Genomic DNA, 26,240 nt, shown 5'->3' on the forward strand with positions numbered 1-26,240 from the left:
ACTGATGACCTTCCGCTCTTTCGCCCTCGCGGGCGCAGCCGTCCTCGCCCTGGCCGGTCAGGCTTTCGCCGCCACCGAACGCTACGTGGTGATCGCCAACGGCGAGAAGGTCGGTCACCTGACCGCCGAGATCGACGGCTCAAACGTCGCCATCGACTACGCCGTCAGCAACAACGGCCGCGGCCCCAAGGCGCGTGAGAAGATCACCCTGTCGCCGGACGGCCGCCCGGTGAAGTGGACCATCGAAGGCTCGTCGCTGTTCGGCAATCCGGTCAATGAGACCTTCGACTGGAGCGGCGGGACTGCTCGCTGGTCAAGCGCGCCGGACAAGGGAACGGTCAAGGCCGCCCAGCCGATCTTCTACGCGCCGGCCGACGCCAGCCCCTGGATGGACGGCCAGTTCGCCCGCGTCCTGCTGAAGGCGCCGAACCGGACCCTGCCGATCCTGCCGTCGGGCTCGATGCGCCTGGACGAGGTGCGCAAGCTGACCCTGGGCGAGGGCGCCAAGGCGGTGAACCTCACGGTCTATGAGATGAGCGGCCTGGACCTTCAGCCCAGCACCATCGTCCTGGACGACAAGGGGGAGCTGTTCGCCAACGGCGGCATGGTCCGCGAGGGCTACGAGGCGGAGTTCAAGGTGCTGCAGAAGATGAGCCAGGAGCTCGCCCTGCAAAGCGCCAAGGCCGCCAAGGTCAAGCTGGCCCATACCTTCGACGGTCCCGTGCGGATCAAGAACGCCCGCATCTTCGACCCGCGCGCCATGAAGGTGGGCGAACTGTCGGAAGTGGTGATCTTCGACGACAAGATCGTCAGCATCGAGCCGGCCAGCAAGCGTCCGACCGCCAAGGGCGAGACGATCATCGACGCCGAGGGCGGTGTGCTGGTCCCCGGCCTGCACGACATGCACCATCACGCGTCGCTGTCGTCGAACCTGTTCAACCTGGCCGCCGGCGTCACCTCGATCCGCGATCAGGGCAACGAGAACGAAGTCCTGCTCAGCCGCATGAAGATGCTGGAGGCCGGAGAGATCGCCGGGCCGCGCATCGTGCGCAACGGCTTCCTGGAAGGCCGTAGTCCTTATTCCGCCCGCCACGGGTTCATCGCCGACAGCCTCGATGAGGCCCTCAAGGACGTGCGCTGGTACGCCGATCACGGCTACTGGCAGATCAAGATCTACAACAGCTTCAACCCGGACTGGGTCGCTCCGGTCACCGCCGAGGCTCATCGCCTGGGCATGGGGGTCACCGGCCACGTGCCGGCTTTCTCCTCACCCGACCGCGTGATCAATGACGGCTACAGCGACATCGCCCACGTCAACCAGCTGATGCTGGGCTGGATCCTGTCGCCGGAAGAGGACACCCGCACGCCGCTTCGCCTGACGGGCATGGCGCGGGGGACCGATCTCGATCTCAACTCGCCCAAGGTACAAAAGACCGTCGAGCTGATGCGCCAGAAGGGCGTCAAGCTCGACACCACCGCCGTGATCCTGGAACGCCTGATGCTGAGCCGGGGCGGGCAGGTGAACGCCGGTGACGCGCCGTATCTCGACCACGTGCCGATCGGCTACCAGCGCTACCGCAAGCGCGGCTTCGTGACCCTCAAGCATCCGCACGATGACGAGCGCTATCAGGGCGGCTTCACCCGCGTGCTTGAGGTGCTCAAGCTGCTCGATGACAAGGACGTCCAGCTTCTGCCGGGCACCGACGACGGCACGGGCTTCACCCTGCATCGCGAGCTGGAGCTATATGTGAAGGCCGGCATTCCGGCGGCCAAGGCCCTGCGCCTGGCGACCCTGGACTGCGAGACCTATTTCGGCCGCGACCAGCAGCTTGGCACGATCGAGCGCGGCAAGCTGGCGGACTTCCTGCTGGTGGCCGGTGATCCGACCAAGGACATCTCCAAGATCCGCCAGGTGCGCATGACCATGGTCGGCGGCGTCGCCTACTATCCGTCCGAGATCTACCAGCACTTCAGCATCAAGCCGTTCGCGCCGCCGCCGCCGGTGACGCCGGCCGGCAAGGAGTAAGGGGCCATGGTCCGACGCGCTCTGCTGCTCGGGGCCGGTCTTGCGGCGCTTGCCAGCGCCGCCCAGGCCCAGACATTCGATGCGACCTTCAAGCCGGTCCGTCAGGGTGACGAGGTGACCGGGATCGAGGTCGTCTCGACCCTGAAGGACGTGTCGGACGCCGCGCCGTTCAGCCTGTCGGCGCCGGTGGTCTATGCCGGCGTGCCTGGCATCGCCGACCGCGTGCAGGACCTGAAGGTCATCGACGCCGCGGGCGAAGTGCCGCTGGTCTCCAGCGACGATCCCGCCGCGCCGGGCGGCTTTCCTTACTTCCGGCATTGGAATGCGCAGCGGGACGTCAGCTATCCCGTGACCATCAGCTACCGCTCGGTGGTGCAGCCGGTCGGCTCGCGCCAAGGGCCGCCGTTCGGCATCCGTCCGTCGGGCGGCGGCGTCAGCGGCGCCGGTTCGGGCTTCCTGGTGATCCCCAGCCACATCAAGAGCGGGGTCTCCCGCATCAAATGGGACCTGAGCGACATGCCCGCCGGCTCGACGGGCATCGCCTCGTTCGGCGAGGGCGCCGTCGAGGTGAAAGGGCCGCCGTCGCGGCTGATGCAGTCCTGGTACATCGCCGGACCCGTCGGCCGCTATCCGGCCGAGGGCCAGGACCATGGGTTCAGCGCCGCCTGGCTGGGCGCGTCGCCCTTTGATCCGGCGGTGGACGCGGCCTGGTCGGCCAAGCTCTACACTTTCATCGCCGAGGACCTGAAGTACCTGCAGCCGCCCCCGCCGTACCGGGTGTTCATGCGGTTCCTCGACACGCCGCCGGTGGGCGGCGGCACGGCCTTGCCGAACTCGTTCATGCTGTCCCAGGCCTCCGCGCCGCGCGACCCCAAGGCCATCGGCCCGCGCCGCACCTTGGCCCACGAGATGATGCACCAGTGGACCGGCGGCATCGAAGCGCCGCAGGGCATTTCCAGCTGGTTCAGCGAGGGGCTGAACACCTATCTGACCGCCGTGCTCCCCAAGCGGGGCGGCTTCACCACCATTGCCGACTATGCCGAAGAGGTCGCCGAGATCTCCGAGGGCTATTACGGCGTGGCGGCCCGGACCTGGACGGCCGAGCGCATCGCCAAGGCAGGCTTCGGCGACGAGAAAATCCGCCACGTTCCCTATAACCGCGGCGCGCTCTACTTCGCCGACATCGACGCCCGCATCCGCGCCAAGTCAGGCGGCAAGCGCCGGCTCGAGGACGCGCTGCAACCGCTGTTCGTGGCCCGCGAAGCTGGCCAGCGGTTCGACCATGCCGCCTGGAAGGCGTTCGTGGTGCGCGAACTGGGCGAGGGGGTCGACAAGGAGTTCGAGGACCGCATCCTGAACGGCGTGCTGTTCAAGCCGCACTCCAACGCGTTCGGTCCCTGCTTCCAGCTGGCGCCCAAGACCTACGTCCAGGGCGGCGATACGCTGGAAGGCTATACCTTCGTGCGCAAGCCGGGCGTGTCTGATCGCGCCTGCAAGGCCTGGTGAGGAGACGCGGCATGGTACGTAAGCTGATGCTCGCCCTGTTCGCCGCGCTGATGCTGTCGGCCCCCGCCGTCGCCCAGCCGGCGCCGCTGGACATCGTGCTGACGCCGCGTCCCGCGCAGGATCGGCTGGGCGTGGTCATGACCCTTGCCAAGCCTGACCTGAAGGCGGGCGAGGGGGTCGTGCGCCTGCCGCTGATCCTCGTGGGCATTCCCAGCGCGCGCTATGACGGCGACGCCCTGACCGCCCGCGACGACGCCGGGCCTCTGCCCCTGACCCAGTCGGAAGAACCGCCGACGCCGCAGGGCGTCTATCGCCGATGGAACGCCAGCCGCCCGAGCAAGGGCGACGTGGTGGTCAGCTACGCCGCGCCGCCGCGCGCGGTCACCGCCGCGACCAACAACGGCCCGCTGTTCGACCTTCGCACGGAGGCGGGCGGGTTCGTCGGCGCCGGCGTCGGTTTCCTGGCCACGCCGGTGAAGCCTGGGCCCTGGCAGGTGCGCCTGCGCTGGGATCTGTCGGCGTCGCCGGCCGGATCGCGCGGCGCCTGGACCTATGGCGACGGGGCGGTGGACATCGTCCTGCCGTCGGAGGCGCTGTCGTTCAGCTACTTCGCCGCCGGGCCGCTCAAGAGCCATCCGGCGCAGCCGGGCCGCTTCAGCCTCTACTGGCTGGGAGAGCCGCCCTTCGACGCCAAGGCCCTGGGCGAGCGCACCGAGGCGCTGTTCAATCCCATGGCGGCCTTCTTCGGGGATGCAGGCGGCGACTACCGCGTCTTCATGCGGCAGAACCCCTACAAGGGCGTGGGCGGCAGCGCGCTCGGCCGCTCGTTCATGTTCGGCTACCACCCGCCGGCCAAGCCGAGCCTGGACGACCTGCAGGGTCTGGTCGCCCACGAGATGGCCCACAACTGGCCGCGCATGCAGGGCGAGCATGGCGACACCGCCTGGTACAGCGAGGGCATGGCCGAATACTACTCGGTGATGCTGGCCCATCGCGCGGGCCTGCTGCCCGCCGACCGCCTGCTGGAAGACCTCAACGAGAAGGCGCAGGCCTACTATTCGAACCCCTATCGGGGCTTGAGCAACGCCGAAGGGAGCAAGCTGTTCTGGAGCGATCCCATCGCCCAGACGATTCCCTATGGGCGCGGGTTCTTCTATCTGCTCAACACCGACGCGGCGATCCGCAAGGCCAGCGGCGGCAAGCGCAGCCTGGATGATCTGGCCAAGGCCATGTATCGGCGCAGCACGGCGGGCCAGCCCTATGGCGCCGACGACTGGCTTGCCCTGGTCGGCCAGGAGATCGGGGCCGAGCGCGCCCGCGCCGACTACGATCACATGGTGTCAGGCGGCTTGCTGAAGCCAGCCGATCGCTTCGCCGCCTGCTTCACGGTGGTCGCCAAGGAAAGCCGCCCGTTCGAACTGGGCTTCGCACGCGCCTCGCTCAACGACGCCCGCATCGTCCGCGATCTCGTCCCAGGCTCAGCGGCCGCCAAGGCCGGTGTCCTCGATGGCGACGTGATCACCGAGACCGATCCCATCGACGAGGTCCGCAAGGACCCGACCCGAAGCCTTCGCCTGGTCATCCGTCGCGGTGACGAGACCAAGACCATCGTCTATTCGCCGCGAGGCGCGCCGCGCGAGGGTTACGCCTTCACGCGGGACCCGGCCGCCTCGGCCGCAGCCTGCCAGTTCTGAGAACGGACCGCCGATGACCGCAAACCTTCGCCATAGCGTCCGCCTGATCGACCTCATCATGCTGGGGGCGGGGACCGCGGTCGGCGCGGCCATCTTCACCGTGCTCGGCCCGGCCGCGAAGATCGGCGGCGACGGCGTGCTGATCGCCACCATGCTGGCGGTCCTGCCCATGGGCCTGTTCGCCGTGGTCTATGCCTATCTGTCGTCCACCGCGCCGCGTACGGCGGCCTCGTTCGAGTGGCAGAGGCGGTTCACTAGCCCGACCCTGGCCTTCGCCATCGTCTGGATGCGCGTGCTGTCGAACGCGGTGGTGATGATCGTCCTGGCCCGGGTGCTGATCAGCTATCTGTCCATGGTGCTGCCGTTGCCGGCGGCGCCGACGATCCTGGGCTTCTTCGGCCTGATCTTCGCGCTCAACTATGTGGGTGTGGCGGTGGCCGCGCGGGCGCAGACGATCCTGATGTTCCTGCTGCTGGGCGCGCTCAGCATCTTCGTCTTCGCCGCCGCGCCAAGGTTCGAGCCTCGCCTGTTCATCGAGGCGACCGAGGGCGGCATCCTGCCGATCCTGGCGGCGCTGCCGCTGATGATCCAGCTCTTCCTCGGCATCGAGACGGCGACGGAAGTCGGCGAAGAGGTCGAGGACGCCGAGCGCAAGATCCCCCTGGGCATGGCCGGGGCCCTGGTCCTGACCATGGTCATCTACCTGTCGGTGACCTTCGCCGCCATGAGCGCCATCGGCGTCGAAGGCCTTGCCGCCAGCGAGGCGCCGCTGCTGGACGCGGCCAAGGCCGTGCTCGGCCCGATCGCCACGCCGCTGATCGTCACCGCAGCCGTGTTCTCCCTGGCCAAGTCGATGAACGCGGTCTTCCTGGTCTATGCCCGCTTTCTGTTCGCCATGGGCCGGGCCGGCGTGCTGCCGGCGGCGCTCGGCCGGGTGCACCCCAAGTTCGGCACGCCGCATATCGCCAGCCTGGTCGCCCTGGGCGGCTGCGTGGCGGCGGTGTTCCTGCCGTCGAGCCTGCTGTTCCTGCTGCTGGCGGTGAACGTGCCGACGATGATGAAGTACTTCGGCACCTGCCTGGCGGCGTTCAACGTCGCTCGCGCCCATCCGGAGGTTCACGCCGCCGCGCGGCTGAAGTTCAATCGCGGCACGGTGCAGGTGCTGGCCGCCCTGGGCGGGATCGCCGCCGTGATCATCGCGGCGCTGGGCTTCGGCACCGACTGGCGGCCCTACGGCCTGCTGGCGGTCTGGCTGGCGGTCGGGCTGAGCTGGTACGCGTGGCGGAGGCGCGCCCGCACGGCCTAGTCGAAGGGCTTGCGCGAGGGCTGGTCCACGTCCGCCGCCGGAGCCTCCATGGCGCGGTCGCGGGCGCTCATCAGCGCCCAGCCGCCCGGCTTGAGGATCTCCAGGGGGAGAAGCGGGCCTTGTAGGCCATCTTCTCGCTGCCCGGGACCCAGTAGCCCAGATAGACGTAGGGCAGGCTGGTCAGGCAGGCCTGGACGATGTGGTCCAGGATCACGAAGGAGCCCAGGCTGCGCTTGGGCATCGTCGGCTCGTAGAAGCTGTAGACCAGCGACAGGCCGTCAGCGAGGACATCGACCAGCACGCAGGCGATCAGGTCGCCGGGGCCGCGGTCCTGCGGTTTGCGCCGGTATTCGATCATGTGGGTGCGGACGGCGGTGTCCTCGACCATGGCGACATAGTCGGGCCAGGTCATGTCGGCCATGCCGCCCTCGGCGTGGCGGGCGTTGAGGTAGCGGCGCAGCAGGTCGAACTGCTCCATCGTCGCCTCGGCCTCGACCAGATGGCGTTCCAGGTCCTCGTTGCGGTTGATGACCTTCCGCTCGGAACGGGAGAACACGTACTCGCGGGCGCAGGCGCGGGCCGACACGCAGGCCCGGCACGATTCGCAAGCCGGCCGGTAGGCGATGTTCTGCGAGCGGCGGAAACCGACCTGGGTGAGGCCGTCATTGACGGTCGGTCCGTCGGTCAGGGGCAGGTGCGCGAACACCTTGCGCTCAAGGCGGCCGGGCAGGTACGGGCACGGGTTCGGCGCCGTCAGAAAGAACCGAAGCTGTCGCGTCGGAAAATGTTGCGTCACTGCCCGTCGGCGCCCTTTACGCCCCAACCCCTAAGAGGATTAGGAGCCATCTTGCGCCAACGCGCAAGACGCCGGATTTGTCGCAGGGGCCGCGGATTCAGAAACCGCCGTTGGCCGGCAGGACGGGCTTGTCGCGCAGCAGGACGATGGAGATCCGACGGTTGCCCGCCAGGGTCGGATCGTCCGGGTACAGCGGCTCGGAATTGGCCTTGCCCGACACCTGATAGATGCGGTCGCCGTCGACGCCGGCGCCTTGCAGGATCTGGCGGGCGGCGTTGGCGCGGTTGGCCGACAGCGGCCAGTCGGCGTCCGACTGGCGGCCGCTGGCGTTGGCGCTGGTGTGGCCGGAGATAGTCAGACGGTTGGGCAGCTCGTTGACGATCTTGGCGATGGCGCGCAGCAGGACGCGGGCGCGGTCGTTGGGAGTGGCGGCGCTTTCCTTGAACATCGAGCGGCCTTCCTGGTCGACCAGCTGGATGCGCAGGCCTTCCGGGGTCTGGTCGATGAAGATCTGCTTCGACAGTTCGGCCAGCTCCGGCATGTCCTGCAAAGACTGGCGCAGGGACTGGGCAGCGGAGGCGAAGCTGTCGTTCTCCTTCTTCATCAGCGCCTGACGCAGGGCGTCCTCGGTGGCGTTGTCGAGGGCGGCGCCGGTGCGGGCGCTCTGGCCCTGTTCGATGGCGTCCGGCGGGGCCTGGGGAGCGGTGGCCTCGACGATGGCCTGCGAGCCGCGGGACTGGTCGCCTTCTTCACCCAGGGCGGTGCCGCCCAGGATGCCGCCAGAGCCGCTGGTGCTGTCGGTGACGCTGGCCGGGGCGAAATAGTCGGCGATGCCTTGGCGCTGTTCCTCGGTGGTCGAGGACAGCAGCCACATGAGCAGGAAGAACGCCATCATGGCGGTCACGAAGTCGGCGTAAGCCACCTTCCAGGCGCCGCCATGGTGACCATGGCCGCCGCCCTTCTTGACCTTCTTGATGATGATCGGAGCGTCGTTGCCGATCGCCATGGCGCGTCCTTAACCTTGATAAGGCCTTCAACATGACGCCGGCCCGTTAAGATGGGGTTGCTGGAAAGCTCGGCTGGGCCTAACCGCAGGCAGCGTCCGTGGTTGGGAGTTGGTGCATGAAAGTCGCTTTCATCGGTCTTGGTGTCATGGGCTTTCCCATGGCGGGGTATCTGGCCAAGGCCGGGCACGAGATCGCCGTCTTCAACCGCAGTCCGGAAAAGGCCCAGCGCTGGGTGCAAACCCATGGCGGCCGGGCCGGCGCGACCATCGGCGAGGCGGCGGCCGGGGCCGAGATCGTCTTCCTGTGCGTCGGCAATGACGACGACGTGCGCGGCGTGGTTCCGCAGGCCGCCGCGACCATGGCCGAAGGCGGGATCATCGTCGACCACACCACCACCAGCGCCAGGGTGGCCCGCGAAATGGGCGAACTTTGCGCCAAGGCTGGCCGCAGCTTCGTCGATGCGCCGGTGTCGGGCGGGCAGGCGGGGGCCGAGAACGGCCAGCTGACCATCATGGTCGGAGCCGACAAGGCCGCCTTCGACCGCGCTCAGCCGGTGATGGACGCCTACGCCAAGGCTATCACCCACATGGGCGAGACCGGCACGGGCCAACTGACCAAGATGTGCAACCAGATCGCCATCGCCGGCGTGGTCCAGGGCGTGGCCGAGGCGGTCCACTTCGCCACCCAGGCCGGGCTCGATACGGATCTGGTGCTGACCGCCATCTCCAAGGGCGCGGCCCAGAGCTGGCAGATGGAGAACCGCTGGCCCACCATGGCCCAGGGCAAGTTCGACTTCGGCTTCGCCGTCGACTGGATGCGCAAGGACCTGGGCATCGCCCTGGACGAGGCGCGGACCAACGGCGCGCGGCTGGAGGGCACGGCCCTGATCGACCAGTTCTACGCCGATGTGCAGGGTCTGGGCGGGCGCCGCTGGGACACCTCCAGCCTGGTCGCCCGTTTGAACAAGAAGAAGTAGGGGGAAGTGATGAAATTCAAAGCTCTATGCCTGGCGGCCGCCGCCGCCCTGAGCCTGGCCACGGGCGCCGTCGCCCAGACCGCCTGGCCGATCAAGGAAGGCGACTACGTCGCCAGGAACTTCAAGTTCGGCACGGGCGAGACCCTGCCGGAGCTGCGCCTGCACTACACCACCCTGGGCGAGCCCAGGCGCGACGCCAAGGGCAAGATCACCAACGCGGTGATGGTGCTGCACGGCACGGGCGGGACCGGCAAACAGTTCCTCAGCCCGCAGTTCGCCGAGGAGCTCTACAAGCCCGGCGGCGTGCTCGACCCGGCCAAGTATTACATCATCATGCCCGACAACATCGGCCACGGGAAAAGCTCCAAGCCCAGCGACGGCCTGAAGGCCAAGTTCCCGCAGTACGACTATGACGACATGGTCGCGGCCCAGCATGAGCTGCTGACCAAGGGTCTGGGCGTGGATCACCTGCGCCTGCTGTTCGGCACCTCGATGGGCTGCATGCACGGCTTTGTCTGGGCCGAGCAGTATCCGACGTTCTCGCAGGCGATGATGCCCATGGCCTGCCTGCCGACCGAAATCGCCGGCCGCAACCGCCTGTGGCGCAAGATGACCATCGACGGGATCACCAGCGATCCGGCCTGGAACGGCGGGAACTATACGACCCAGCCGCAGCAGGGTCTGCGCATCGCGACCAACTTCCTGATTCTGGCCGGCTCCTCGACCATCCCGATGCAAAAGGCCCTGCCGACCCGCGAGGCGACCGACAAGTTCGTCGAGGCCGACGTGACGCGCCGCATGGCCGGCATCGACGCCAACGACTTCCTGTACCAGGTGTCGTCGTCGCGGAACTACAACCCGTGGCCCAAGCTGGACGCGGTGAAGGTCCCGATGACGTGGATCAACTCGGCGGACGACTTCATCAATCCGCCGGAACTGGGCATTGACCTGGAGGCGGCCAAGCGCCTGCCGACGGCGAAGTACATCCTGATCCCCGCCAGCGAGAACACCAAGGGCCACGGCAGTCACACCTGGGCCGTGCTCTGGCAGGACGAGATGAAGGCGCTGCTGGAGCGGACCGAGAAGTAGGGCGCTAAAGGGCGCGGACGGCTGGCAGCACCTGTTCCGTCAGCAGCCGCGCCAGCTTCCGTTCGCCCGGCGCCTCGACGTCCAGCCACAGGGCTTCCTCGATCTCGGCCTGGGCGACGGGTTCGCCATCGATGCGGGCCAGATAGACGACCGCGCGGACGGTCGTATCCGGCTCGTTGGCGGCGGGCGCCTCGAAGGCCCCCAGAAGCACGGGGTCGACGATCCCGCAGGCCAGCTCCTCGCGCACCTCGCGGGCGAGGGCGGTCAGGTCGTCCTCGCCGGGCTCGCGCTTGCCGCCCGGCTTCATGAAGATCGAAGAGCCGCGCTTGCGGACCACCAGCCAGCGCCCGTCGTCGTCACGGATGACGGCGGTGACGATTTCAATCCGGTTCAAGGGCGGGGTGGGCTGCATAACCGAGCGAAATCTTGGGCTAGGTCCGCGAGGGTCACGTCGGAGAGCTTGCTCAGAAGAAGAGCTTCGGCCTGAGCGAGGGTTTGGTCCAGGGCCTTGTTGACCGCTCTCTCGACGGCGCAATCAGGGTTGTCGGAATCGTGGCCGATGGCGAACAGCTTGGGCCCGCCGACGGCTTTGTGGATGTCGAGCAAGGAAAGGTCGGAGAGGTTCGCCGCCAGGGTCCAGCCGCCGCCGTGGCCCTTTTCAGACGTTACATAGCCCGCGCTTCGCAACCCACCCATGGTCCGGCGCACGACCACTGGGTTGGTGCCTAACATGGCGGCGACCTGTTCGGAGGTCATTGGGCCATCCGCCTGCGCCATGTGCAGCAGGACATGCAGCATGCGGGACAATCGACTGTCGGTTCTCAACGGGTCCTCACAGGGGCGGCGACTGTATCGGCAGACTTCAGTCATCCTGCCTCGACGCTCAAGCCATAATCAGGAAACATTTAATGTGACGTAAGTCTTGCTCCTGGCGCATATGAAACATATGAAGTTGCGTGATTTCGCAACGGAGGCAAGCCATGCAAGACCAATATGACATCATCATTATCGGCGGCGGCCCCGCCGGTCTGTCGTCGGCCCTGATCGCAGGCCGCGCGGGTCTGAGCGCGCTGCTGATCGATGGCGGCGCCCCGCGCAACGCCGCAGCGCCGGCGATGCACAGCTATCTGTCCCGGGACGGCATACTGCCCGCTGATTTTCGAGCGATCAGTCACCAGGAACTGGCCCGCTACAAGACTGTCCAGCGGCTGGACGGTCTTGTGCTGGGGCTGGAAAGCAACGGTGAGGGCATGATGGTGAGCATGGACACTGGGCGATCCGTCCATGGCCGCAAGGTTCTTTTGGCGGCCGGGCTTGCGGACCACCTGCCCGACATCGAGGGGGTGGCCGGGCAGTGGGGAAGGGGCGTTCATGCGTGCCCGTTCTGCGATGGCCACGAACATCGCGATGAGCATTGGGGGGTGTTGCTGCAGGACGTCGCCTTGGCCGAATACGCCCTGTTCCTGCGCAACTGGGCGGGGAGGATGACCGTCTTCGTCCCTTCAGCGGCGCCGAGCGAGACCGTCGCCCTGCTGGAAAATGACGGCGTTGCGGTGGAACGGCGCGCGGTCGTTAAGGTGATCGGAAAGGACGGCCATAGTCTGAGCGGCGTCGTTCTGGAGGATGGGACGCAGGTTCCTATCGAGTCCCTTTGGCTGCGCCCGCGTCAAACCCAGGGCGCTCTCGTCGAAGCGCTGGGCCTTCGTCTCCGAGAGGACGGCGCGGTATGGCGCGACGATCAGGGCGAAACCTCCATGGCCAATGTCCTGGCGGCGGGCGATTGCGCCGCGGGAATGGCTCAGCAGGCGATCTTCGCGGCGGCCGACGGCGCGAGGACGACGTTCTCGATCGTGCATGCCGTCACAAGCGGCGGCCGTCGACAGATCTAGGCGCCTAGGAGGCGGGCGGCGACGGGGGCGAAGTAGGTGATCGTCCCGGCGCACCCGGCGCGCTTGAAGGCGCCCAGCGTCTCCAGCATGGCGCGCTCCTCGTCGATCCAGCCGTTGGCGGCGGCGGCCTTGATCTGGGCGTACTCGCCGCTGACCTGGAAGGCGAAGGTCGGCATGGAGAAGGTCTCGACCAGGCGGCGGGCGATGTCGAGATAGGGCAGGCCCGGCTTGACCATGATCATGTCGGCGCCTTCGGCGATGTCGAGGGCGACCTCACGGATGGCTTCCTCGGTGTTGGCCGGGTCCATCTGGTAGGTCTTCTTGTCTCCCTGACCGGCCGACAGCTTGGCCGAGCCGATGGCGTCGCGGTACGGGCCGTAGAAGGCCGAGGCGTATTTCGCCGCGTAAGACATGATCATAACGTCTTGATGCGAATGGCTTTCCAGCGCTGTGCGCAGAGCGCCGATACGACCGTCCATCATGTCCGACGGGGCCAGGATGTCGGCGCCGGCCTCGGCCTGCATCAGCCCCTGTTCGATGAGGCGTTCGATGGTCGGATCGTTGAGGATCTTGCCGCCTTCGACCACGCCGTCGTGGCCGTGGTTGGTGAAGGGGTCCAGGGCCACGTCGCACATGATGCCGACTTCCGGCGCGGCGTCCTTCATGGCCTTGACCGCGCGGGGAATGACGCCGTCAGGATCGGCGGCGATGGAGCCGCTGGCGTCTTTGCGGGCCCCGTCGATGTGCGGGAAGATGGCGATGGCGGGGATGCCCAGCTCGCGAGCCTGAACAGCGGCCTTGGCCGCTTCCGCCACCGACAGGCGCTCGACCCCCGGCATGGAGGCGACCGGGACGCGGCCTTCGCCCTCATGCACCACCATCGACCAGATCAGATCGGACGGGGTCAGCACCGTCTCGCGGACAAGGCGTCGGACCCAGTCGGCCTGACGCAGGCGGCGAAGACGAAGGGCGGGATAGGCGGCGAGGGGGAAGGCTCATGGCCGTCTTAGTCGCCGACACGCATGCCGGTGGCAAGGGCCATGACGCGGGCGTGCCCAGCCGCCCGCCATATCGTCGCCTCCAGGGCGGCTGAACTACAGCGCCGGCCCCGAGTTGTGAGACCATGAACCACGACATCCTCATCATCGGCGGCGGCGCCGGCGGCCTGGAGCTGGCCGCCCGGCTGGGGCGGCGCTTGGGCGCGCGCGAAGGCCGCCGCCGCGTGCTGCTGATCGACCGGTCGATCTTCCACCTTTGGAAGCCCAGCCTGCACGAGGTGGCCGCGGGCTCCCTCGACAGCCACCAGGAGGGCCTGTCCTACCCACTGCTGGGGCGGCGCAACCACTTCAGCTTCACCCTGGGCGACCTGATCAAGCTGGATCCGAAGAGCAGGACCGTCACCCTGGCCAAGATCAAGGACGACGACGGCAAGACGCTGGTCGCCGAGCGGACCTTGACGTTCAAGACACTCATCCTGGCGCTGGGCAGCGGCGCCAACCTGTTCGGCACGCCCGGCGCGGCCGAGCATGCCCATCGCCTGGAGGATGTGGCCGACGCCGAGGCGTTCAACAGCCGCCTGACCTCGGCCTTTCTGGGCGCGGCCTATTCCGACGAGCGGGTGCTTCGCATCGCCATCGTCGGCGCGGGCGCGACCGGGGTGGAGCTGTCCACCGAACTGATCGAGGGCCATGACGAACTGTCCGCCGGCCTGTCCGACGAGCAGCGCTTCAAGCTGCAGGTCACCATCATCGAGGCGGCGCCCGCCATTCTGGGCGGACTGCCCAAGCGGGTCTCCGACAAGGCCGCGCGAGCCCTGAAGGCCAAGGGCGTCGAGCTTCTGACCGACGCCAAGGTGGAGGCCGTGCACCCGGACAAGCTGGTGACCAGCAAGGGCGATGTCGCCGCCGACCTGATCGTCTGGGCGGCCGGGGTGAAGGCCGACGACCTCCATGAGACGTTCGGCCTGGAGACCGGCAAGCTGAATCAGTTCATCGTCGACGACCGCCTGCGCACCTCCGTGGACGGCGTCTATGCGATGGGCGACTGCGCCCAGGCGCCCGGTCCCAACGACCGTCCTGTGCCGGCGCGCGCCCAGGCTGCGTCGCAGCAGGCCGCCTATCTGGCGCGGGCGCTGATCAACCCCGGCAAGGACACCGGTCCCTTCGTCTATCGCGATCGCGGCTCGCTGATTTCGCTAGGCGAGGGGCGGGGGATAGGCTCGCTGATGGGCGGCCTGGGCGGTCCCAACTTCCTGATCGAGGGCTTGCTGGCTAAGTGGGCCTACATATCCCTCCACCTCGCCCACCACAGGGCGGTGATCGGGATCCGGCGCACGGTCATCCTGGCCTTGTCACGCCTGCTGCACCGCCGGGTCTCCGGGCGGCTCAAGCTGCATTGAGGCGAGGATGCTTATCGTTGGCCGATGGCCCGCTGGCCCAGCAGGCGGATGAAACCGAAGGCCGGGGCGCAGAGCAGCCAGATGGTGGCGATCACCGTGAACACCACCGCGGCGATCATCAGGCTGATCATGGCCGGATCGAAGCGGATTTCGTTGAACTCGAACTCCACCACGTCCCAGGCGCTCCAGTCGCCGCGGACGGCGTACTGGAAGATGTCGCCGATGCCGGCGATCAGACCGAAGGTTCCGCACAGCGCCGCGATCACCGACAGGATCAGGGCGATCCAGAAGATGCGGATCTGGAAATTGTAGTGGCTGACGATCTGCGGCGTGGCCTGATCGCGCTGCGCGTAGGCGATGACCACGGCGATCAGGGCCGGGATGCCGGCGAAGAAGATCGACGAGAAGAGCAGGGCGTAGACGACCAGGGCCAGGTTGCGGTCCACGTCGGACGCGTGAGCGGCGGCGACGGGCTCGGGCGTGGCGGAGATGGGGTCGGTCATCGGTTGGTCGATTCCGGTTTGCTCAATCGCCGCGACATTGACAGGCCGCGCGCGCCGCGTCACCTCCTGACCCCAATAAAACGGAGGCGGGTTCATGCCTCCGACCAGAGGAATCGCGCATGGACTTCACGCTGAACGACGATCAACGGGCCATCTGGGACGCCGCCAGCGCCTTTGCGCGGGAGGAGCTTGCCCCGCACTCGGCTCGCTGGGACGAGGACAAGCACTTCCCCGTCGATGTGATCCGCCAGGCGGCGGCCTTGGGATTCGCCGGCATCTATGTGCGCGAGGACGTGGGCGGCTCGGCCCTGGGGCGCCTGGACGCGTCCTTGATCTTCGAGGCGCTGTCCTATGGCGACGTGCCGACGGCGGCCTTCATCTCGATCCACAACATGGCCTCGTGGATGATCGACCGGTTCGGATCGGAGGATCTGCGCCACAAGTATCTGCCGCGCCTGACGACCATGGAGCTGATCGCCAGCTACTGCCTGACCGAGCCGGGCAGCGGCTCGGATGCGGCCTCCATGCGCACCTCCGCCAAGCTGGAAGGCGACCATTACGTTCTGAACGGCTCCAAGGCCTTCATCAGCGGCGCCGGCGTGTCCGACGTCTATGTGGTCATGGCCCGTACCGGCGGCGACGGCCCCAAGGGCGTGTCGGCCTTCGTGGTCGAGAAGGGCTGGGAGGGCCTGACCTTCGGCACCAACGAGAAGAAGATGGGCTGGAACGCCCAGCCCACCGCCCAGGTGAACTTCGACAATGTCCGTGTGCCGGTGGAGAACCGCATCGGGGCCGAGGGAGACGGCTTCCGCTTCGCCATGATGGGCCTGGACGGCGGGCGGCTGAACATCGCGTCCTGCTCGCTGGGCGGGGCGGGTTTCGCCCTCGACACCGCCAAGGCCTACATGGAGACCCGCAACCAGTTTGGCCGGCCGCTGAAGGAGTTCCAGGCCCTGCAGTTCAAGATCGCCGACATGGCGACCGAGCTGGAGGCCGCGCGGCTGATGGTGCGCCGGGGCGCCGACGCCCTGGACAGACAAGACCCGCAGGCCACCAAGCTGTGCGCCATGGCCAAGCGCTTCGCCACCGACGCCGGGTTTTCGGTCGCCAACGACGCTCTGCAATTGCACGGCGGCTATGGCTATCTGCAGGACTACCCCCTGGAGCGCATCGTCCGCGACCTGCGGGTGCACCAGATCCTGGAAGGCACCAATGAGATCATGCGCGTGATCGTCAGCCGTGAGATGTTCCGCCAATGACCGCCGAACCCGAAGTCATCACCCGCATCGAGGGCAAGGTCGGGCGGATCACCCTGAACCGGCCCAAGGCGCTGCACGCCCTGAACCTGTCCATGTGCGAGGCGATGATCGCCGCGCTGCAGGCCTGGCGCAGCGATCCTGCGGTGGAGCTGGTCCTCCTGGACCACGCGGGCGAGCGCGGCTTCTGCGCCGGCGGCGACATCCGCATGCTTGCGCAAAGCGGGGCGAAGGACGGCAAGGAGGCCATGGCCTTTTTCCACACCGAGTACCGGCTGAACCACCTGCTGTTCACCTACGGCAAGCCGGTCGCGGCGGTGATGGACGGCGTCGTCATGGGCGGCGGTGTCGGCCTCGCCATGCCCTGCGCCTACCGCATCGCCACGGAGCGGACGACCTTCGCCATGCCGGAGACGGGCATCGGCCTGTTCCCGGATGTGGGCGGCGGCTGGTTCCTGCCGCGCTTGCCGGGCAAGACCGGGCTTTGGCTGGCCCTGACCGGCGCGCGGATCAAGGCGGCGGACTGCCTGATCCTGGGCGTCGCCACCGACTATGTGCAGAGCGCCGATCTTGATGCCCTGAAGGCGGCGATCATCGCCGATCCGGCCGATATCGAGAGCCTGCTGGCGCAGATCGACGCCGATCCGGGCCATGCGCCCCTGGCCGACAATCTGGCGGTGGTGTCCGACACCTTCGCCATGACGTCGGTGGAGGGCATTGTCGCGGCGCTGGAGGCCCAAGGCGGCGAGTGGGCCGCGGCGCAGCTTGAGACGCTGAAGACCAAGTCGCCCCAGACCCTGAAGGTGGCCTTCCGCCAACTGAAGCTGGGCGGTCGGATGGACGACTTCGCCGACAACATGGCCATGGAATACGCCATCGGCGCGCGGGTCGTGCGGCGGCACGACTTCCTGGAGGGGGTGAGGGCGGTGATCGTCGACAAGGACGGATCGCCCAAATGGAACCCTGATCGCCTTGATGCGGTCACAGAGTCGATGCTCGACGAAATCTTCGCGCCATTGCCGGCCGACGAGGCGTGGACGCCGCTGACGTAGCGGTCGCCGTGGTCTAGTCTGGCGGGCAAACGAAGAAACGTCCGGTCCGAAGGGAACACCTCCATGCGTAAACCGCTCCTCTGCCTCGCCGCCGCCCTGCTGGTGACGGCCTGCGCCACCGCTCCGTCGGCCCCGCCGCCGGGAGCCGGGCGGCCGATGGGCGGCGGTGATCCGCTGGTCCGCGCCCTGGAAGACCCCAAGCGTCCGGAGGCCGACGTCCGCCGCGATGATCTGCGCCGTCCCGCCGAGGTCCTGGCCTTCGCCGGCGTGCGCAGCGGCGCCAAGGTGGCCGACCTGATCCCGGGCGACGGCTATTACACCCGTATCCTGTCGCGGGCGGTCGGGCCGACGGGCAAGGTCTACACCTATGTCCCGGACGAGCTGACCAAGCTGGCCAACCGCAAGCCGGCCGTGGCGGGGATCGCCGACGATCCGGCCTACGGCAATGTGGAGATGGTGCTGAACACCCTGCCGAACTTCGGCGCGCCGGAGAAGCTGGACGCGGTGCTGTCGGTGGGGACCTATCACTATCACTATACGCGCCTGCTCGGCTCGCCGAACGTGGTGGCCATCAACCGCAAGGTCTTCGAACTCGCTGAAGCCGGGCGGCGTGTTCCTGGTCGTCGACGCCATGGCCCCGGCCGGCACGGCGGCTCAGGGCGCCGAGAACCTGAACCGCATCGACCCGGCCACGGTCCGCGCCGACGTGGTCAAGGCCGGCTTCGTGTTCGAGGGGGAAAGCCCGGTGCTGCGCACCACGGCCGACACCTATCGCAGCAATGCGCTCGCCCCTGACGCCGGGCGGGTCGACCAGTTCGTCTACAAGTTCCGCAAGCCGCGCACGGCTGGCCGGTAAGGCCAAGCAAAGTAGGGGACAGTGTGATGCTTCGTGGTTCGATCCTGGTGGCCGCGACGGCGGCGTTCCTGTCCTGCGGCGCGGCGTACGCGCAACCCGACGTCATCGCCAGGGCCTTGGCTGATCCGGCCCGCCCGGCGGCCGACAAGGCCCGCGACGCTGAACGCCATCCGGGCCAGCTGCTGGTCTGGGCCGGGGTGGAGACGGGCGACAAGGTCGGGGAGTACATGCCCGGCGGCGGCTATTTCACCCGCATTCTGTCGAAGGCGGTGGGATCGACGGGCAAGGTCTACGCCTATGTCCCGGCCGAGATCGTCAAGATCGCACCCAAGTACCTGACCGACGGCCAGGCCCTGGCGGCCGATCCGGCGCTGGGCAACGTCGTGACCTCGTCCGACACCAACGCCCGCTTCGGCGCGCCAGAGCCGCTGGACCTGGTGTGGACGTCCCAGAACTATCACGACCTGCACGGCAAGTTCGCGCCGCCGGGGACGGCCGTCGCCTTCAACGCGGCGGTGTTCAAGGCGCTGAAGCCGGGCGGGACCTATATGGTCATCGACCATGCGGCTCTGCCGTCCTCCGGCCTGATGGGCGCGGCCGAACAGCACCGCATCGCCAAGGCTGCCGCCATCGAGGAAATTCAGCAGGCGGGTTTCGTGCTGGCGGGCGAGAGCGGCCTATTGGCCAATCCCAATGATCCGCTGACGGCTTCGGTGTTCGATCCGTCGATCCGAGGCAAGACAGACCAGTTCGTTCTAAAGTTCAAGAAACCGCAATAAGTGGCGGAAAAACAAAAAGTGTCGCAGGGAGTGAGTTGATGCGTATCGCGTTCATCGGCCTGGGGGCCATGGGCGGCGGCATGGCCGCCAATCAAGCCAAGGCCGGTCACCAGATCGCCGCCTTCGACCTGTCCGAGGCCGCGGTGGCCCGGGCTGTCGAGGCCGGCTGCCGGGCGGCCGGTTCGGCGGCCGAAGCCGTGGCCGATGCGGACGTAGTCATCACCATGCTGCCCGCCGGCCCGCACGTGCGGTCGGTCTATGCCGAGACGATCCTGGGCAAGGCGGCGAAGTCAGCCCTGCTGATCGACTGCTCCACCATCGACGTGGAAAGCGCCCGCGCCGTGGCCGAACAGGCGAGGGCGGCGGGCTATCGCGTCGCCGACGCCCCGGTCAGCGGCGGCGTCATGGCGGCGGACGCCGGGACCCTGGCCTTCATGGTCGGCTGCGAGGACGCGGTGTTCGCGGATGTCGAGGCGGCTTTGGCGCCCATGGCGCGCGCGGTGATCCACGCCGGTTCGTCCGGGGCGGGGCAGGCGGCCAAGATCTGCAACAACATGCTGCTGGGCATCTCCATGCTCGGGACGTGCGAGGCGTTCGCCCTGGCCGAGAAGCTGGGCCTGGCGGCGGACCGGTTCTTCGACGTGGCGAGCCAGTCGTCGGGGAACTGCTGGTCGGTCAGCACCTACTGCCCGGTGCCGGGCGTGGGGCCGCAGACGCCGGCCGATCGGGGCTACGAGGGCGGTTTTGCGACCGCCATGATGCTGAAGGACTTGAAGTTGGCGCAGGACGCCGCCGCAAAGGCCGGCGGGACGACGCCGCTGGGCGCGCAGGCGCAGGCGCTGTATGCGCTGTTCGACACCCAAGGTTACGGGAAGAAGGACTTCTCGGCCGTGTTGCAGATGCTGCGCGGACGACTTGGCGAGCTTAGTTGAGAACCGCTCGCGGCTTCCGCGACATTTTCGCGTCGATTGGCGAATAACCGGTCTCGTTTTGTGGACAAATCTACAAACAGCATGCGAAAAGCCGCGCCATATTGAGAGGGATCAATGAATCCCCCGCTGGCATCGCCGAGCATCGTCGTCATGGATTACAAAGCCGCTTTCAAGAACGCCGTCGAACAGGTCCGTTCGGAGGGCCGCTATCGGGTCTTCGCCGACCTGAAGCGTCAGCAGGGCCACTTCCCGCGTGCCACCTGGACGCGCCCGGACGGGGGTGAGCAGGACGTCGTGGTCTGGTGCTCGAATGACTATCTCGGCCAGGGCCAGAACCCGGTGGTCATGGACGCCATGCACGCGGCCATCGACGCGCACGGCTCGGGCTCGGGCGGCACGCGCAACATCTCGGGCACCACGCACCAGCACGTCGAGCTGGAGCTGGAGTTGGCCGACCTTCACCAGAAGGAATCGGCGCTGGTCTTCACCTCGGGCTACGTGGCCAACGAGGCGACCCTGTCGAGCCTGCAGAAGATCCTGCCGGGCCTGATCATCTATTCGGACGCCCTGAACCACGCCTCGATGATCGCCGGCATCCGCAACGGCGGCTGCGAGCGCCACGTGTTCCGTCACAACGACCTGGAGCACCTGGAAGAACTGCTGGCGGCCTCGCCGGCGGATCGTCCCAAGCTGATCGCCTTCGAGAGCGTCTATTCGATGGACGGCGACATCGCCGACATCGCCGGGACCATCGCACTGGCCAAGAAGTACGGCGCCCTGACCTATCTCGATGAAGTGCATGCCGTGGGCATGTACGGCGAGCGCGGCGCCGGCGTGGCCGAGCGCGACGGCGTCATGGGCGACATCGACATCGTCGAGGGCACGCTTGGCAAGGCTTTTGGCGTCATGGGCGGCTACATCGCCGGCAACTCCGACATGGTCGACGCCGTCCGCCTCTACGCCGCGGGCTTCATCTTCACCACCTCGCTGCCGCCGTCCCTGATGGCCGGCGCCGCCGCGAGCGTGCGTTACCTGAAAGAGCACAACGAGCTGCGCGTCGCTCACCAGGAGCGCGCCGCGACCCTGAAGAAGATGATGGCCGACGCCGGCCTGCCGGTCATGCCGTCGGTCAGCCACATCGTGCCGGTGCTGGTGGGCGATCCCGTCCACTGCAAGATGATCTCCGACATGCTGCTGTCCGATCACGGCATCTATGTGCAGCCGATCAACTATCCGACCGTGCCGCGCGGCACCGAGCGCCTGCGCTTTACGCCGTCTCCGGCCCACACCGACGCGATGATGCGCGATCTGGTGAAGGCCATGGAGAAGCTGTGGGCCCACTGCAACGTGGCCCGCATGGGCGGCTACGCGGCCTGAGCCGGCAAACAGCGCTGAATATGGAAATGGCCGGGGAGACCCGGCCATTTTGCGTATCAGGAACTAGCGCTTGCGCCGGACGCCGCGGCCAAGGCCGATCTGCTTGGCGAAGTCGGAGCGCCGGGCGGCATAGGCGGGGGCGACCATCGGGTAGTCGGCCGGCAGGCCCCATTTGCGGCGATAGTCGTCGGGGCTCATGTCGTAGCGCGAGCGCAGGTAGCGCTTCAGCATCTTCAGCCGCTTACCGTCTTCCAGGCAGACGATGTAGTCGTTGGCGATCGAGCGGCTGATCGGCACGGCCGGCTTCTGCTTTTCGGCCGGAGCGGGGGGCTCGGCTTCGCCGAGGTTGGAAAGCGTGCTGTGGACGGAGCGGATCAGGTCAGGCAGCGCGTTGGCCGCCACGGTGTTTTGACCCACATAGGCGGCCACGATATCGGCGCTGAGCGACAAGATGTCCTGGTCGGACAGGTTGCCGGTTTCGTTCTCGTCCAATGACGCCATCAGATGAAATCCCCCTTCCACGCGAACAGGCCCGGAAAAGGCAGGAAAATCTGAACCGGGTCGACCGCTAACGCAGCGCTTGCCGATAGGTTCCGATTGATCCGCGCAGATGTCGGTTTAAAGAGGGGGCGCCCGCCCAAGCCGCAAGGAATCTCCCCATGAGCGCCTTTTTCTCCGCCGATCTCGCCACTGCCGACAAAGCCATCTTCGACCGCATCGGCCAGGAGCTGAAGCGCCAGCAAAACCAGATCGAACTGATCGCGTCGGAGAATATCGTCAGCCGCGCCGTGCTGGAGGCTCAAGGCTCGATCCTGACCAACAAGTACGCCGAGGGTTATCCGGGCAAGCGCTATTACGGCGGTTGCGAGTTCGTCGACGAGATCGAGCAGCTGGCCATAGACCGCGCCAAGCAGATCTTCGGCGCCGCCTTCGCCAACGTCCAGCCGCACTCGGGCTCGCAGGCCAACCAGGCGGTGTTCATGTCGCTGCTGCAGCCGGGCGACACGTTCCTGGGCATGGATCTGGCGGCGGGCGGGCACCTGACGCACGGCAGCCCGGCCAACCAGTCGGGCAAGTGGTTCAAGCCGGTGTCCTACACCGTGCGCACTCAGGACCAGCAGATCGACTACGACACCGTCGCCGAGATCGCGGCCAAGGAAAAGCCGAAGCTCATCATCGCCGGCGGCAGCGCCTATAGCCGCATCATCGACTTCGCCAAGTTCCGCGAAATCGCCGACAGCGTCGGCGCCTACCTGATGGTGGACATGGCGCACTTCGCGGGCCTGGTGGCCGGCGGCGTCTATCCCAACCCCGTGCCGCACGCCGACGTGGTGACCACCACCACCCACAAGACTTTGCGCGGCCCGCGCGGCGGCATGGTGCTGACCAACAGCGAAGCCATCGCCAAGAAGATCAACTCGGCGGTGTTCCCGGGTCTGCAAGGCGGCCCGCTGGAGCACGTGATCGCCGCAAAGGCCGTGGCCTTCGGCGAAGCGCTGCAACCGTCGTTCAAGGCCTACGCCAAGCAGGTCGTCGACAACGCCAAGGCCTTGGCCGACGCGCTGCAGGCTGGCGGTGTCAACATCGTCTCGGGCGGCACGGACAGCCACCTGATGCTGGTGGACCTACGCCCCAAGGGCGTGAACGGCCGTGACACCGAACACAGCCTGGAGCGCGCCAACATCACCACCAACAAGAACGGCGTGCCGTTCGACACCGCGCCCTTCACCATCACCTCGGGCATCCGCGTCGGCACCCCGGCGGGGACCACCCGCGGCTTTGGCGTGGAAGAGTTCCGCCTGGTCGGCCAGCTGATCGCCGAAGTGGTCGAGGGTCTCGCCAAGAACGGCGCGGACGGCAACGGCGCGGTCGAGGACAAGGTGCGCGAGCAAGTCTTGGCCTTGACGGCGCGCTTCCCCATCTACGCTTAATAGCGTTCATAAGGGGCCGGAGGGGCCAGATCTATGCGTTGCCCGTTCTGCGGACATGCCGAAAGCCAGGTGAAGGACAGCCGCCCGTCGGAAGATGGGGCGGCCATCCGTCGGCGTCGCCTGTGTCCCGAGTGCGGCGGCCGCTTCACAACCTTCGAGCGGGTGCAGCTGCGTGAGCTGATCATCGTCAAACGGTCGGGTCGACGCGCGCCGTTCGACCGTGACAAGCTGATGCGCTCCTTGTCCATCGCGCTTCGCAAGCGGCCGGTGGACCCCGAGCGGGTCGAGCGCATGGTCAACGGCATCGTCCGCCAGCTGGAAAGCATGGGCGAGACCGAACTGCAGTCGCACGTGGTCGGCGAGCTGGTCATGAAGGGGCTGAAAAGCCTCGATGACGTGGCCTATGTCCGCTACGCCTCGGTCTATCGCGACTTCCGCGATGGGGAGGACTTCGCCAAATTCCTCGGTGATGAAGGCCTCAACGAGGGCGACGAGGCCTGATCGGCCATGCCCAAGCCGGCGATGTTCGTGACCCTGAAATTGGCCACCTCCCTGGACGGGCGGATCGCGACCGCGTCCGGCGAGAGCCGCTGGATCACCGGCTCGGCCGCGCGCGAGACGGTGCATCGCCTTCGTTCGCGGCACGATGCGGTGCTGGTCGGGGTCGAGACGGCCCTGGCCGATGATCCCGAGCTGACCGTCCGCACGGCCGGCTATGAGGGCAAGCAGCCGTCGCGCATTGTGCTGGATAGCCGTCAGAGGCTGCCTCAAACCTGCAAGCTTGTGGCGACGGCGCGCCAGATCCCTACCTACGTACTGACGACGCAGCCGGCGCAGTCGCGCTTGACTGACGCTGGGGTGCGGGTGCTGCAAATCCCGGCGACGGGCGAGCGGGTCGATCTGCCGGCGGCCATGCAGACCTTAGCCGGGCAGGGGATCGAAAAGCTGTTCGTCGAGGGCGGCGGTCAGGTGGCGTCGAGCTTCCTGCGCTGCGGTCTGGTCGATGTGATGGAGTGGTTTAGGGCGCCGGTGGTGCTGGGCGGCGAAGGGCGGCCCGGCGTGGGCGCCCTGGCCGTCGAGGCGCTGGCCGATGCGCCGAGGTTTAAACGGGTCGCGGCCGCCACGCTCGGCGACGACCTTTGGGAGCGGTACGAGAGGCTCTAGATGTTCACCGGAATCGTCACCGACATCGGCCGTGTCCGCGCCGTGCGCGACACCGATCGCGACCGCCGCTACGAGATCGAGACTGTCTTCGACCTGTCGACGGTGGATATCGGCGCGTCCATCGCTCACGCCGGCTGCTGCCTGACGGTGGTGGAGAAGGGCGAGGGCTGGTTCGCGGTGGAAGTCTCCGACGAGACCCTGTCCAAGACCACCCTGGGGACCTGGAGCGAAGGCTCGCGCGTGAACCTCGAGCGCTCCGCCCGCCTGGGCGACGAGATGGGCGGCCACGTGGTGTCCGGCCACGTGGACGGCGTCGGCGAGGTGGTGAGCATCGAGGTGGTCGGCGGATCGCACCATTTCCGCGTCCGCGCGCCGCGCCCGCTGCATCGCTACATCGCCCAGAAGGGCTCCATCGCCGTGGAGGGCGTGTCCCTGACGGTCAACGCGGTGGAGGACGACGTCTTCCACCTCAACATCATCCCGCACACCTTCGAGGTCACCACGCTGGGCGCGCTGAAAGCCGGCGACAGGGTGAACCTCGAGATCGACATGCTGGCGCGATACCTCGCGCGCTGGCAGGAGACGGCCCAATGAGTTCCGATATCCCCATCTCGCCCATCGAGGACATCATCGAGGACGCCCGCAACGGCCGTCCCTATATCCTGGTGGACGCCGAGGACCGCGAGAACGAGGGGGATGTGATCATCCCCGCGCAGTTTGCGACGCCCGAACAGATCAACTTCATGGCCAAGCACGCGCGGGGCCTGATCTGCCTGTCGATCACCGGCGAGCGGGCGCGGGGCCTGCGCCTGCCGCCCATGGCGCATCAGAACGAGAGCGGCCACGGCACGGCCTTCACCATCTCGATCGAGGCGCGCGAAGGCGTGACCACGGGCATTTCCGCCCATGACCGCGCCCACACCATCGCCGTCGCGGTGGACCCGACCAAGGCGGCGGACGACATCGTATCGCCCGGACATGTCTTCCCGCTGGTGGCCAAGGACGGCGGCGTGCTGGTCCGCGCCGGCCATACAGAGGCTTCGGTCGACATCTCGCGCTTGGCCGGGCTCAACCCGGCGGCGGTGATCTGCGAGGTGATGAACGACGACGGGTCCATGGCCCGCCTGCCGGACCTGGTGGCCTTCGCCCAGCTGCACGGCCTGAAGATCGGCACCATCGCCGACCTGATCGCCTATCGCCGCCGCACCGAGCGCTGCGTGGAGCGCGTGGTCGAGACGCCGTTCGAAAGCGTCTACGGCGGCGCCTTCCGGATGATCGTCTATCGCAACGCCATCGACCGCAGCGAACACGTGGCCCTGGTGAAGGGGCGTAGCGAAAGCGATGTGCCGACCCTGGTGCGCATGCACCAGGTCGACTTCGCCGCCGACATGCTCGGTCACGTGGATGCCCGCCGCGACTATGTCCCCAACGCCTTGCGCGCCTTGGGCGCGCATGACGGCCCAGGGGTGGCGGTGTTCATCCGAGATCCCAATCCAGCCTGGATGTCGGAGCGCTACGGGACCCCCGCCGAGGACCTGCATAAAACGAACGCCTTGCGCGACTACGGCGTCGGGGCGCAAATCCTGCTGGACCTCGGGGTGCGGGAAATGGTCTTGCTCACCTCGAGTCAGTTCAAACCGGCGGCGCTCGAAGGATACGGCCTGAAGATCATCGGCCGGGCGCCGATCCCGACCGAGGAATAG

25 protein-coding genes and 1 pseudogene are annotated in these 26,240 nt (G+C 67.4%); 19 read left to right on the plus strand and 7 right to left on the minus strand.

All coding sequences use genetic code 11. The features are described 5' to 3' along the window. The first annotated feature begins 4 nt into the window (after positions 1-4). The 4 genes from ABOZ73_RS18225 to ABOZ73_RS18240 are packed head-to-tail and all read left to right on the plus strand — an operon-like array spanning position 5 to position 6,532. On the plus strand, positions 5-2,026 hold the full coding sequence (locus tag ABOZ73_RS18225; RefSeq protein ID WP_369059519.1) for an amidohydrolase family protein: 2,022 nt from the start codon (positions 5-7) through the stop codon (positions 2,024-2,026). A 6-nt stretch (positions 2,027-2,032) separates the two neighbouring features. Then, positions 2,033-3,532, plus strand: a complete 1,500-nt coding sequence (locus ABOZ73_RS18230) for a hypothetical protein (protein ID WP_369059520.1) — start codon at positions 2,033-2,035, stop codon at positions 3,530-3,532. An 11-nt stretch (positions 3,533-3,543) separates the two neighbouring features. Further along, positions 3,544-5,226, plus strand: coding sequence for a hypothetical protein (locus tag ABOZ73_RS18235; protein ID WP_369059521.1), 1,683 nt, complete (start codon positions 3,544-3,546; stop codon positions 5,224-5,226). A gap of 13 nt (positions 5,227-5,239) precedes the next feature. After that, positions 5,240-6,532 carry an APC family permease gene (locus ABOZ73_RS18240; RefSeq protein ID WP_369059522.1) on the plus strand — a complete coding sequence of 431 codons (1,293 nt, stop codon included), beginning with the start codon at positions 5,240-5,242 and terminating at the stop codon, positions 6,530-6,532. Here ABOZ73_RS18240 and ABOZ73_RS18245 read toward each other — a convergent pair. Both ABOZ73_RS18245 and ABOZ73_RS18250 read right to left on the minus strand, forming a co-directional pair. After that, positions 6,529-7,328, minus strand: a pseudogene (locus ABOZ73_RS18245) (arginyltransferase). The gene ABOZ73_RS18240 and the pseudogene ABOZ73_RS18245 sit on opposite strands and share 4 nt — an antisense overlap. A 97-nt stretch (positions 7,329-7,425) precedes the next feature. Continuing rightward, complete coding sequence (locus ABOZ73_RS18250; RefSeq protein ID WP_369059523.1) at positions 7,426-8,334, minus strand: flagellar motor protein MotB; 909 nt, start codon at positions 8,332-8,334, stop codon at positions 7,426-7,428. Positions 8,335-8,450: 116 nt separating this feature from the next. Between ABOZ73_RS18250 and ABOZ73_RS18255 the strand changes: the two genes are divergently transcribed. Next, a complete protein-coding gene (locus ABOZ73_RS18255; protein ID WP_369059524.1) occupies positions 8,451-9,311 on the plus strand; it encodes an NAD(P)-dependent oxidoreductase in 861 nt (286 codons plus the stop codon). Positions 9,312-9,320: 9 nt separating this feature from the next. Next, complete coding sequence (locus ABOZ73_RS18260; RefSeq protein ID WP_369059525.1) at positions 9,321-10,400, plus strand: alpha/beta fold hydrolase; 1,080 nt, start codon at positions 9,321-9,323, stop codon at positions 10,398-10,400. Positions 10,401-10,404: 4 nt separating this feature from the next. Here ABOZ73_RS18260 and ABOZ73_RS18265 read toward each other — a convergent pair whose 3' ends face one another. Together ABOZ73_RS18265 and ABOZ73_RS18270 are read right to left on the minus strand one after the other, a co-directional pair. Beyond that, a complete protein-coding gene (locus ABOZ73_RS18265) occupies positions 10,405-10,794 on the minus strand; it encodes an NUDIX domain-containing protein (RefSeq protein WP_369059526.1) in 390 nt (129 codons plus the stop codon). Further along, a complete protein-coding gene (locus ABOZ73_RS18270) occupies positions 10,791-11,198 on the minus strand; it encodes an Rrf2 family transcriptional regulator (RefSeq protein WP_369059527.1) in 408 nt (135 codons plus the stop codon). The genes ABOZ73_RS18265 and ABOZ73_RS18270 overlap by 4 nt, the downstream gene beginning before the upstream one ends. A 182-nt stretch (positions 11,199-11,380) precedes the next feature. On the opposite strand from ABOZ73_RS18270, the gene ABOZ73_RS18275 reads away from it, so the two are divergent. Next, positions 11,381-12,289 carry an NAD(P)/FAD-dependent oxidoreductase gene (locus ABOZ73_RS18275; RefSeq protein WP_369059528.1) on the plus strand — a complete coding sequence of 303 codons (909 nt, stop codon included), beginning with the start codon at positions 11,381-11,383 and terminating at the stop codon, positions 12,287-12,289. Here the strand turns inward: ABOZ73_RS18275 and hemB are convergent. Continuing rightward, positions 12,286-13,242, minus strand: a complete 957-nt coding sequence (hemB, locus tag ABOZ73_RS18280; RefSeq protein ID WP_369062576.1) for a porphobilinogen synthase — start codon at positions 13,240-13,242, stop codon at positions 12,286-12,288. The genes ABOZ73_RS18275 and hemB overlap by 4 nt on opposite strands. A gap of 170 nt (positions 13,243-13,412) precedes the next feature. On the opposite strand from hemB, the gene ABOZ73_RS18285 reads away from it, so the two are divergent. Next, positions 13,413-14,687, plus strand: coding sequence for an NAD(P)/FAD-dependent oxidoreductase (locus ABOZ73_RS18285; RefSeq protein WP_369059529.1), 1,275 nt, complete (start codon positions 13,413-13,415; stop codon positions 14,685-14,687). Positions 14,688-14,698: 11 nt separating this feature from the next. Here the strand turns inward: ABOZ73_RS18285 and ABOZ73_RS18290 are convergent, their stop codons facing one another. Continuing rightward, a complete protein-coding gene (locus ABOZ73_RS18290) occupies positions 14,699-15,190 on the minus strand; it encodes a hypothetical protein (RefSeq protein WP_369059530.1) in 492 nt (163 codons plus the stop codon). A 119-nt stretch (positions 15,191-15,309) separates the two neighbouring features. Here ABOZ73_RS18290 and ABOZ73_RS18295 point away from each other — a divergent pair, with 119 nt between their 5' ends. The 6 genes from ABOZ73_RS18295 to hemA all read left to right on the plus strand — a co-directional run bounded on the left by ABOZ73_RS18295 (position 15,310) and on the right by hemA (position 21,442). Beyond that, positions 15,310-16,449 carry an isobutyryl-CoA dehydrogenase gene (locus ABOZ73_RS18295; RefSeq protein ID WP_369059531.1) on the plus strand — a complete coding sequence of 380 codons (1,140 nt, stop codon included), beginning with the start codon at positions 15,310-15,312 and terminating at the stop codon, positions 16,447-16,449. After that, the gene (locus ABOZ73_RS18300) at positions 16,446-17,498 is read left to right on the plus strand and encodes an enoyl-CoA hydratase/isomerase family protein (protein WP_369059532.1); all 1,053 of its coding nucleotides are present in this window, start codon (positions 16,446-16,448) and stop codon (positions 17,496-17,498) included. The genes ABOZ73_RS18295 and ABOZ73_RS18300 overlap by 4 nt, the downstream gene beginning before the upstream one ends. Positions 17,499-17,561: 63 nt before the next feature. After that, positions 17,562-18,293, plus strand: a complete 732-nt coding sequence (locus ABOZ73_RS18305) for a hypothetical protein (protein WP_369059533.1) — start codon at positions 17,562-17,564, stop codon at positions 18,291-18,293. Between the two features lie 87 nt (positions 18,294-18,380). Further along, a complete protein-coding gene (locus tag ABOZ73_RS18310; RefSeq protein ID WP_369059534.1) occupies positions 18,381-19,133 on the plus strand; it encodes a class I SAM-dependent methyltransferase in 753 nt (250 codons plus the stop codon). A 35-nt stretch (positions 19,134-19,168) separates the two neighbouring features. Next, on the plus strand, positions 19,169-20,065 hold the full coding sequence (gene mmsB, locus ABOZ73_RS18315) for a 3-hydroxyisobutyrate dehydrogenase (protein ID WP_369059535.1): 897 nt from the start codon (positions 19,169-19,171) through the stop codon (positions 20,063-20,065). 150 nt (positions 20,066-20,215) lie between these two features. Next, positions 20,216-21,442 (plus strand): 5-aminolevulinate synthase, encoded by a 1,227-nt coding sequence (gene hemA, locus ABOZ73_RS18320; protein WP_369062577.1) that lies wholly within the window; start codon positions 20,216-20,218, stop codon positions 21,440-21,442. A 63-nt stretch (positions 21,443-21,505) separates the two neighbouring features. Here the strand turns inward: hemA and ABOZ73_RS18325 are convergent, their stop codons facing one another. Further along, positions 21,506-21,943: a MucR family transcriptional regulator gene (locus ABOZ73_RS18325; protein ID WP_369059536.1), complete on the minus strand. Its 438-nt coding sequence runs from the start codon at positions 21,941-21,943 to the stop codon at positions 21,506-21,508. 158 nt (positions 21,944-22,101) lie between these two features. On the opposite strand from ABOZ73_RS18325, the gene glyA reads away from it, so the two are divergent. Genes glyA through ribB form a run of 5 tightly spaced genes read left to right on the plus strand, consistent with a single transcriptional unit; the run spans position 22,102 to position 26,240 of the window. After that, positions 22,102-23,373, plus strand: coding sequence for a serine hydroxymethyltransferase (gene glyA / locus ABOZ73_RS18330; RefSeq protein ID WP_369059537.1), 1,272 nt, complete (start codon positions 22,102-22,104; stop codon positions 23,371-23,373). A 33-nt stretch (positions 23,374-23,406) separates the two neighbouring features. Continuing rightward, complete coding sequence (gene nrdR / locus ABOZ73_RS18335; RefSeq protein ID WP_369059538.1) at positions 23,407-23,874, plus strand: transcriptional regulator NrdR; 468 nt, start codon at positions 23,407-23,409, stop codon at positions 23,872-23,874. Between the two features lie 6 nt (positions 23,875-23,880). After that, a complete protein-coding gene (ribD, locus tag ABOZ73_RS18340; RefSeq protein ID WP_369059539.1) occupies positions 23,881-24,537 on the plus strand; it encodes a bifunctional diaminohydroxyphosphoribosylaminopyrimidine deaminase/5-amino-6-(5-phosphoribosylamino)uracil reductase RibD in 657 nt (218 codons plus the stop codon). Then, positions 24,538-25,131, plus strand: coding sequence for a riboflavin synthase (locus ABOZ73_RS18345; protein ID WP_369059540.1), 594 nt, complete (start codon positions 24,538-24,540; stop codon positions 25,129-25,131). It abuts the gene before it with no gap. Continuing rightward, positions 25,128-26,240, plus strand: coding sequence for a 3,4-dihydroxy-2-butanone-4-phosphate synthase (gene ribB / locus ABOZ73_RS18350; RefSeq protein WP_369059541.1), 1,113 nt, complete (start codon positions 25,128-25,130; stop codon positions 26,238-26,240). Before ABOZ73_RS18345 ends, ribB begins: the two co-directional genes overlap by 4 nt.

It is taken from the genome of Caulobacter sp. 73W, assembly GCF_041021955.1.
GTDB lineage: Bacteria > Pseudomonadota > Alphaproteobacteria > Caulobacterales > Caulobacteraceae > Caulobacter.

Bases quoted from the DNA above. Each gene is read 5' to 3' on its own strand.
- ABOZ73_RS18225 (WP_369059519.1), top strand. From the start codon at position 5: ATGACCTTCCGCTCTTTCGCCCTCGCGGGCGCAGCCGTCCTCGCCCTG.
- ABOZ73_RS18230 (WP_369059520.1), top strand. From the start codon at position 2,033: ATGGTCCGACGCGCTCTGCTGCTCGGGGCCGGTCTTGCGGCGCTTGCC.
- ABOZ73_RS18235 (WP_369059521.1), top strand. From the start codon at position 3,544: ATGGTACGTAAGCTGATGCTCGCCCTGTTCGCCGCGCTGATGCTGTCG.
- ABOZ73_RS18240 (WP_369059522.1), top strand. From the start codon at position 5,240: ATGACCGCAAACCTTCGCCATAGCGTCCGCCTGATCGACCTCATCATG.
- ABOZ73_RS18250 (WP_369059523.1), bottom strand. From the start codon at position 8,334: ATGGCGATCGGCAACGACGCTCCGATCATCATCAAGAAGGTCAAGAAG.
- ABOZ73_RS18255 (WP_369059524.1), top strand. From the start codon at position 8,451: ATGAAAGTCGCTTTCATCGGTCTTGGTGTCATGGGCTTTCCCATGGCG.
- ABOZ73_RS18260 (WP_369059525.1), top strand. From the start codon at position 9,321: ATGAAATTCAAAGCTCTATGCCTGGCGGCCGCCGCCGCCCTGAGCCTG.
- ABOZ73_RS18270 (WP_369059527.1), bottom strand. From the start codon at position 11,198: ATGCTGCATGTCCTGCTGCACATGGCGCAGGCGGATGGCCCAATGACC.
- ABOZ73_RS18275 (WP_369059528.1), top strand. From the start codon at position 11,381: ATGCAAGACCAATATGACATCATCATTATCGGCGGCGGCCCCGCCGGT.
- ABOZ73_RS18285 (WP_369059529.1), top strand. From the start codon at position 13,413: ATGAACCACGACATCCTCATCATCGGCGGCGGCGCCGGCGGCCTGGAG.
- ABOZ73_RS18290 (WP_369059530.1), bottom strand. From the start codon at position 15,190: ATGACCGACCCCATCTCCGCCACGCCCGAGCCCGTCGCCGCCGCTCAC.
- ABOZ73_RS18295 (WP_369059531.1), top strand. From the start codon at position 15,310: ATGGACTTCACGCTGAACGACGATCAACGGGCCATCTGGGACGCCGCC.
- ABOZ73_RS18300 (WP_369059532.1), top strand. From the start codon at position 16,446: ATGACCGCCGAACCCGAAGTCATCACCCGCATCGAGGGCAAGGTCGGG.
- ABOZ73_RS18305 (WP_369059533.1), top strand. From the start codon at position 17,562: ATGCGTAAACCGCTCCTCTGCCTCGCCGCCGCCCTGCTGGTGACGGCC.
- ABOZ73_RS18310 (WP_369059534.1), top strand. From the start codon at position 18,381: ATGCTTCGTGGTTCGATCCTGGTGGCCGCGACGGCGGCGTTCCTGTCC.
- hemA (WP_369062577.1), top strand. From the start codon at position 20,216: ATGGATTACAAAGCCGCTTTCAAGAACGCCGTCGAACAGGTCCGTTCG.
- ABOZ73_RS18325 (WP_369059536.1), bottom strand. From the start codon at position 21,943: ATGGCGTCATTGGACGAGAACGAAACCGGCAACCTGTCCGACCAGGAC.
- glyA (WP_369059537.1), top strand. From the start codon at position 22,102: ATGAGCGCCTTTTTCTCCGCCGATCTCGCCACTGCCGACAAAGCCATC.
- nrdR (WP_369059538.1), top strand. From the start codon at position 23,407: ATGCGTTGCCCGTTCTGCGGACATGCCGAAAGCCAGGTGAAGGACAGC.
- ribD (WP_369059539.1), top strand. From the start codon at position 23,881: ATGCCCAAGCCGGCGATGTTCGTGACCCTGAAATTGGCCACCTCCCTG.
- ABOZ73_RS18345 (WP_369059540.1), top strand. From the start codon at position 24,538: ATGTTCACCGGAATCGTCACCGACATCGGCCGTGTCCGCGCCGTGCGC.
- ribB (WP_369059541.1), top strand. From the start codon at position 25,128: ATGAGTTCCGATATCCCCATCTCGCCCATCGAGGACATCATCGAGGAC.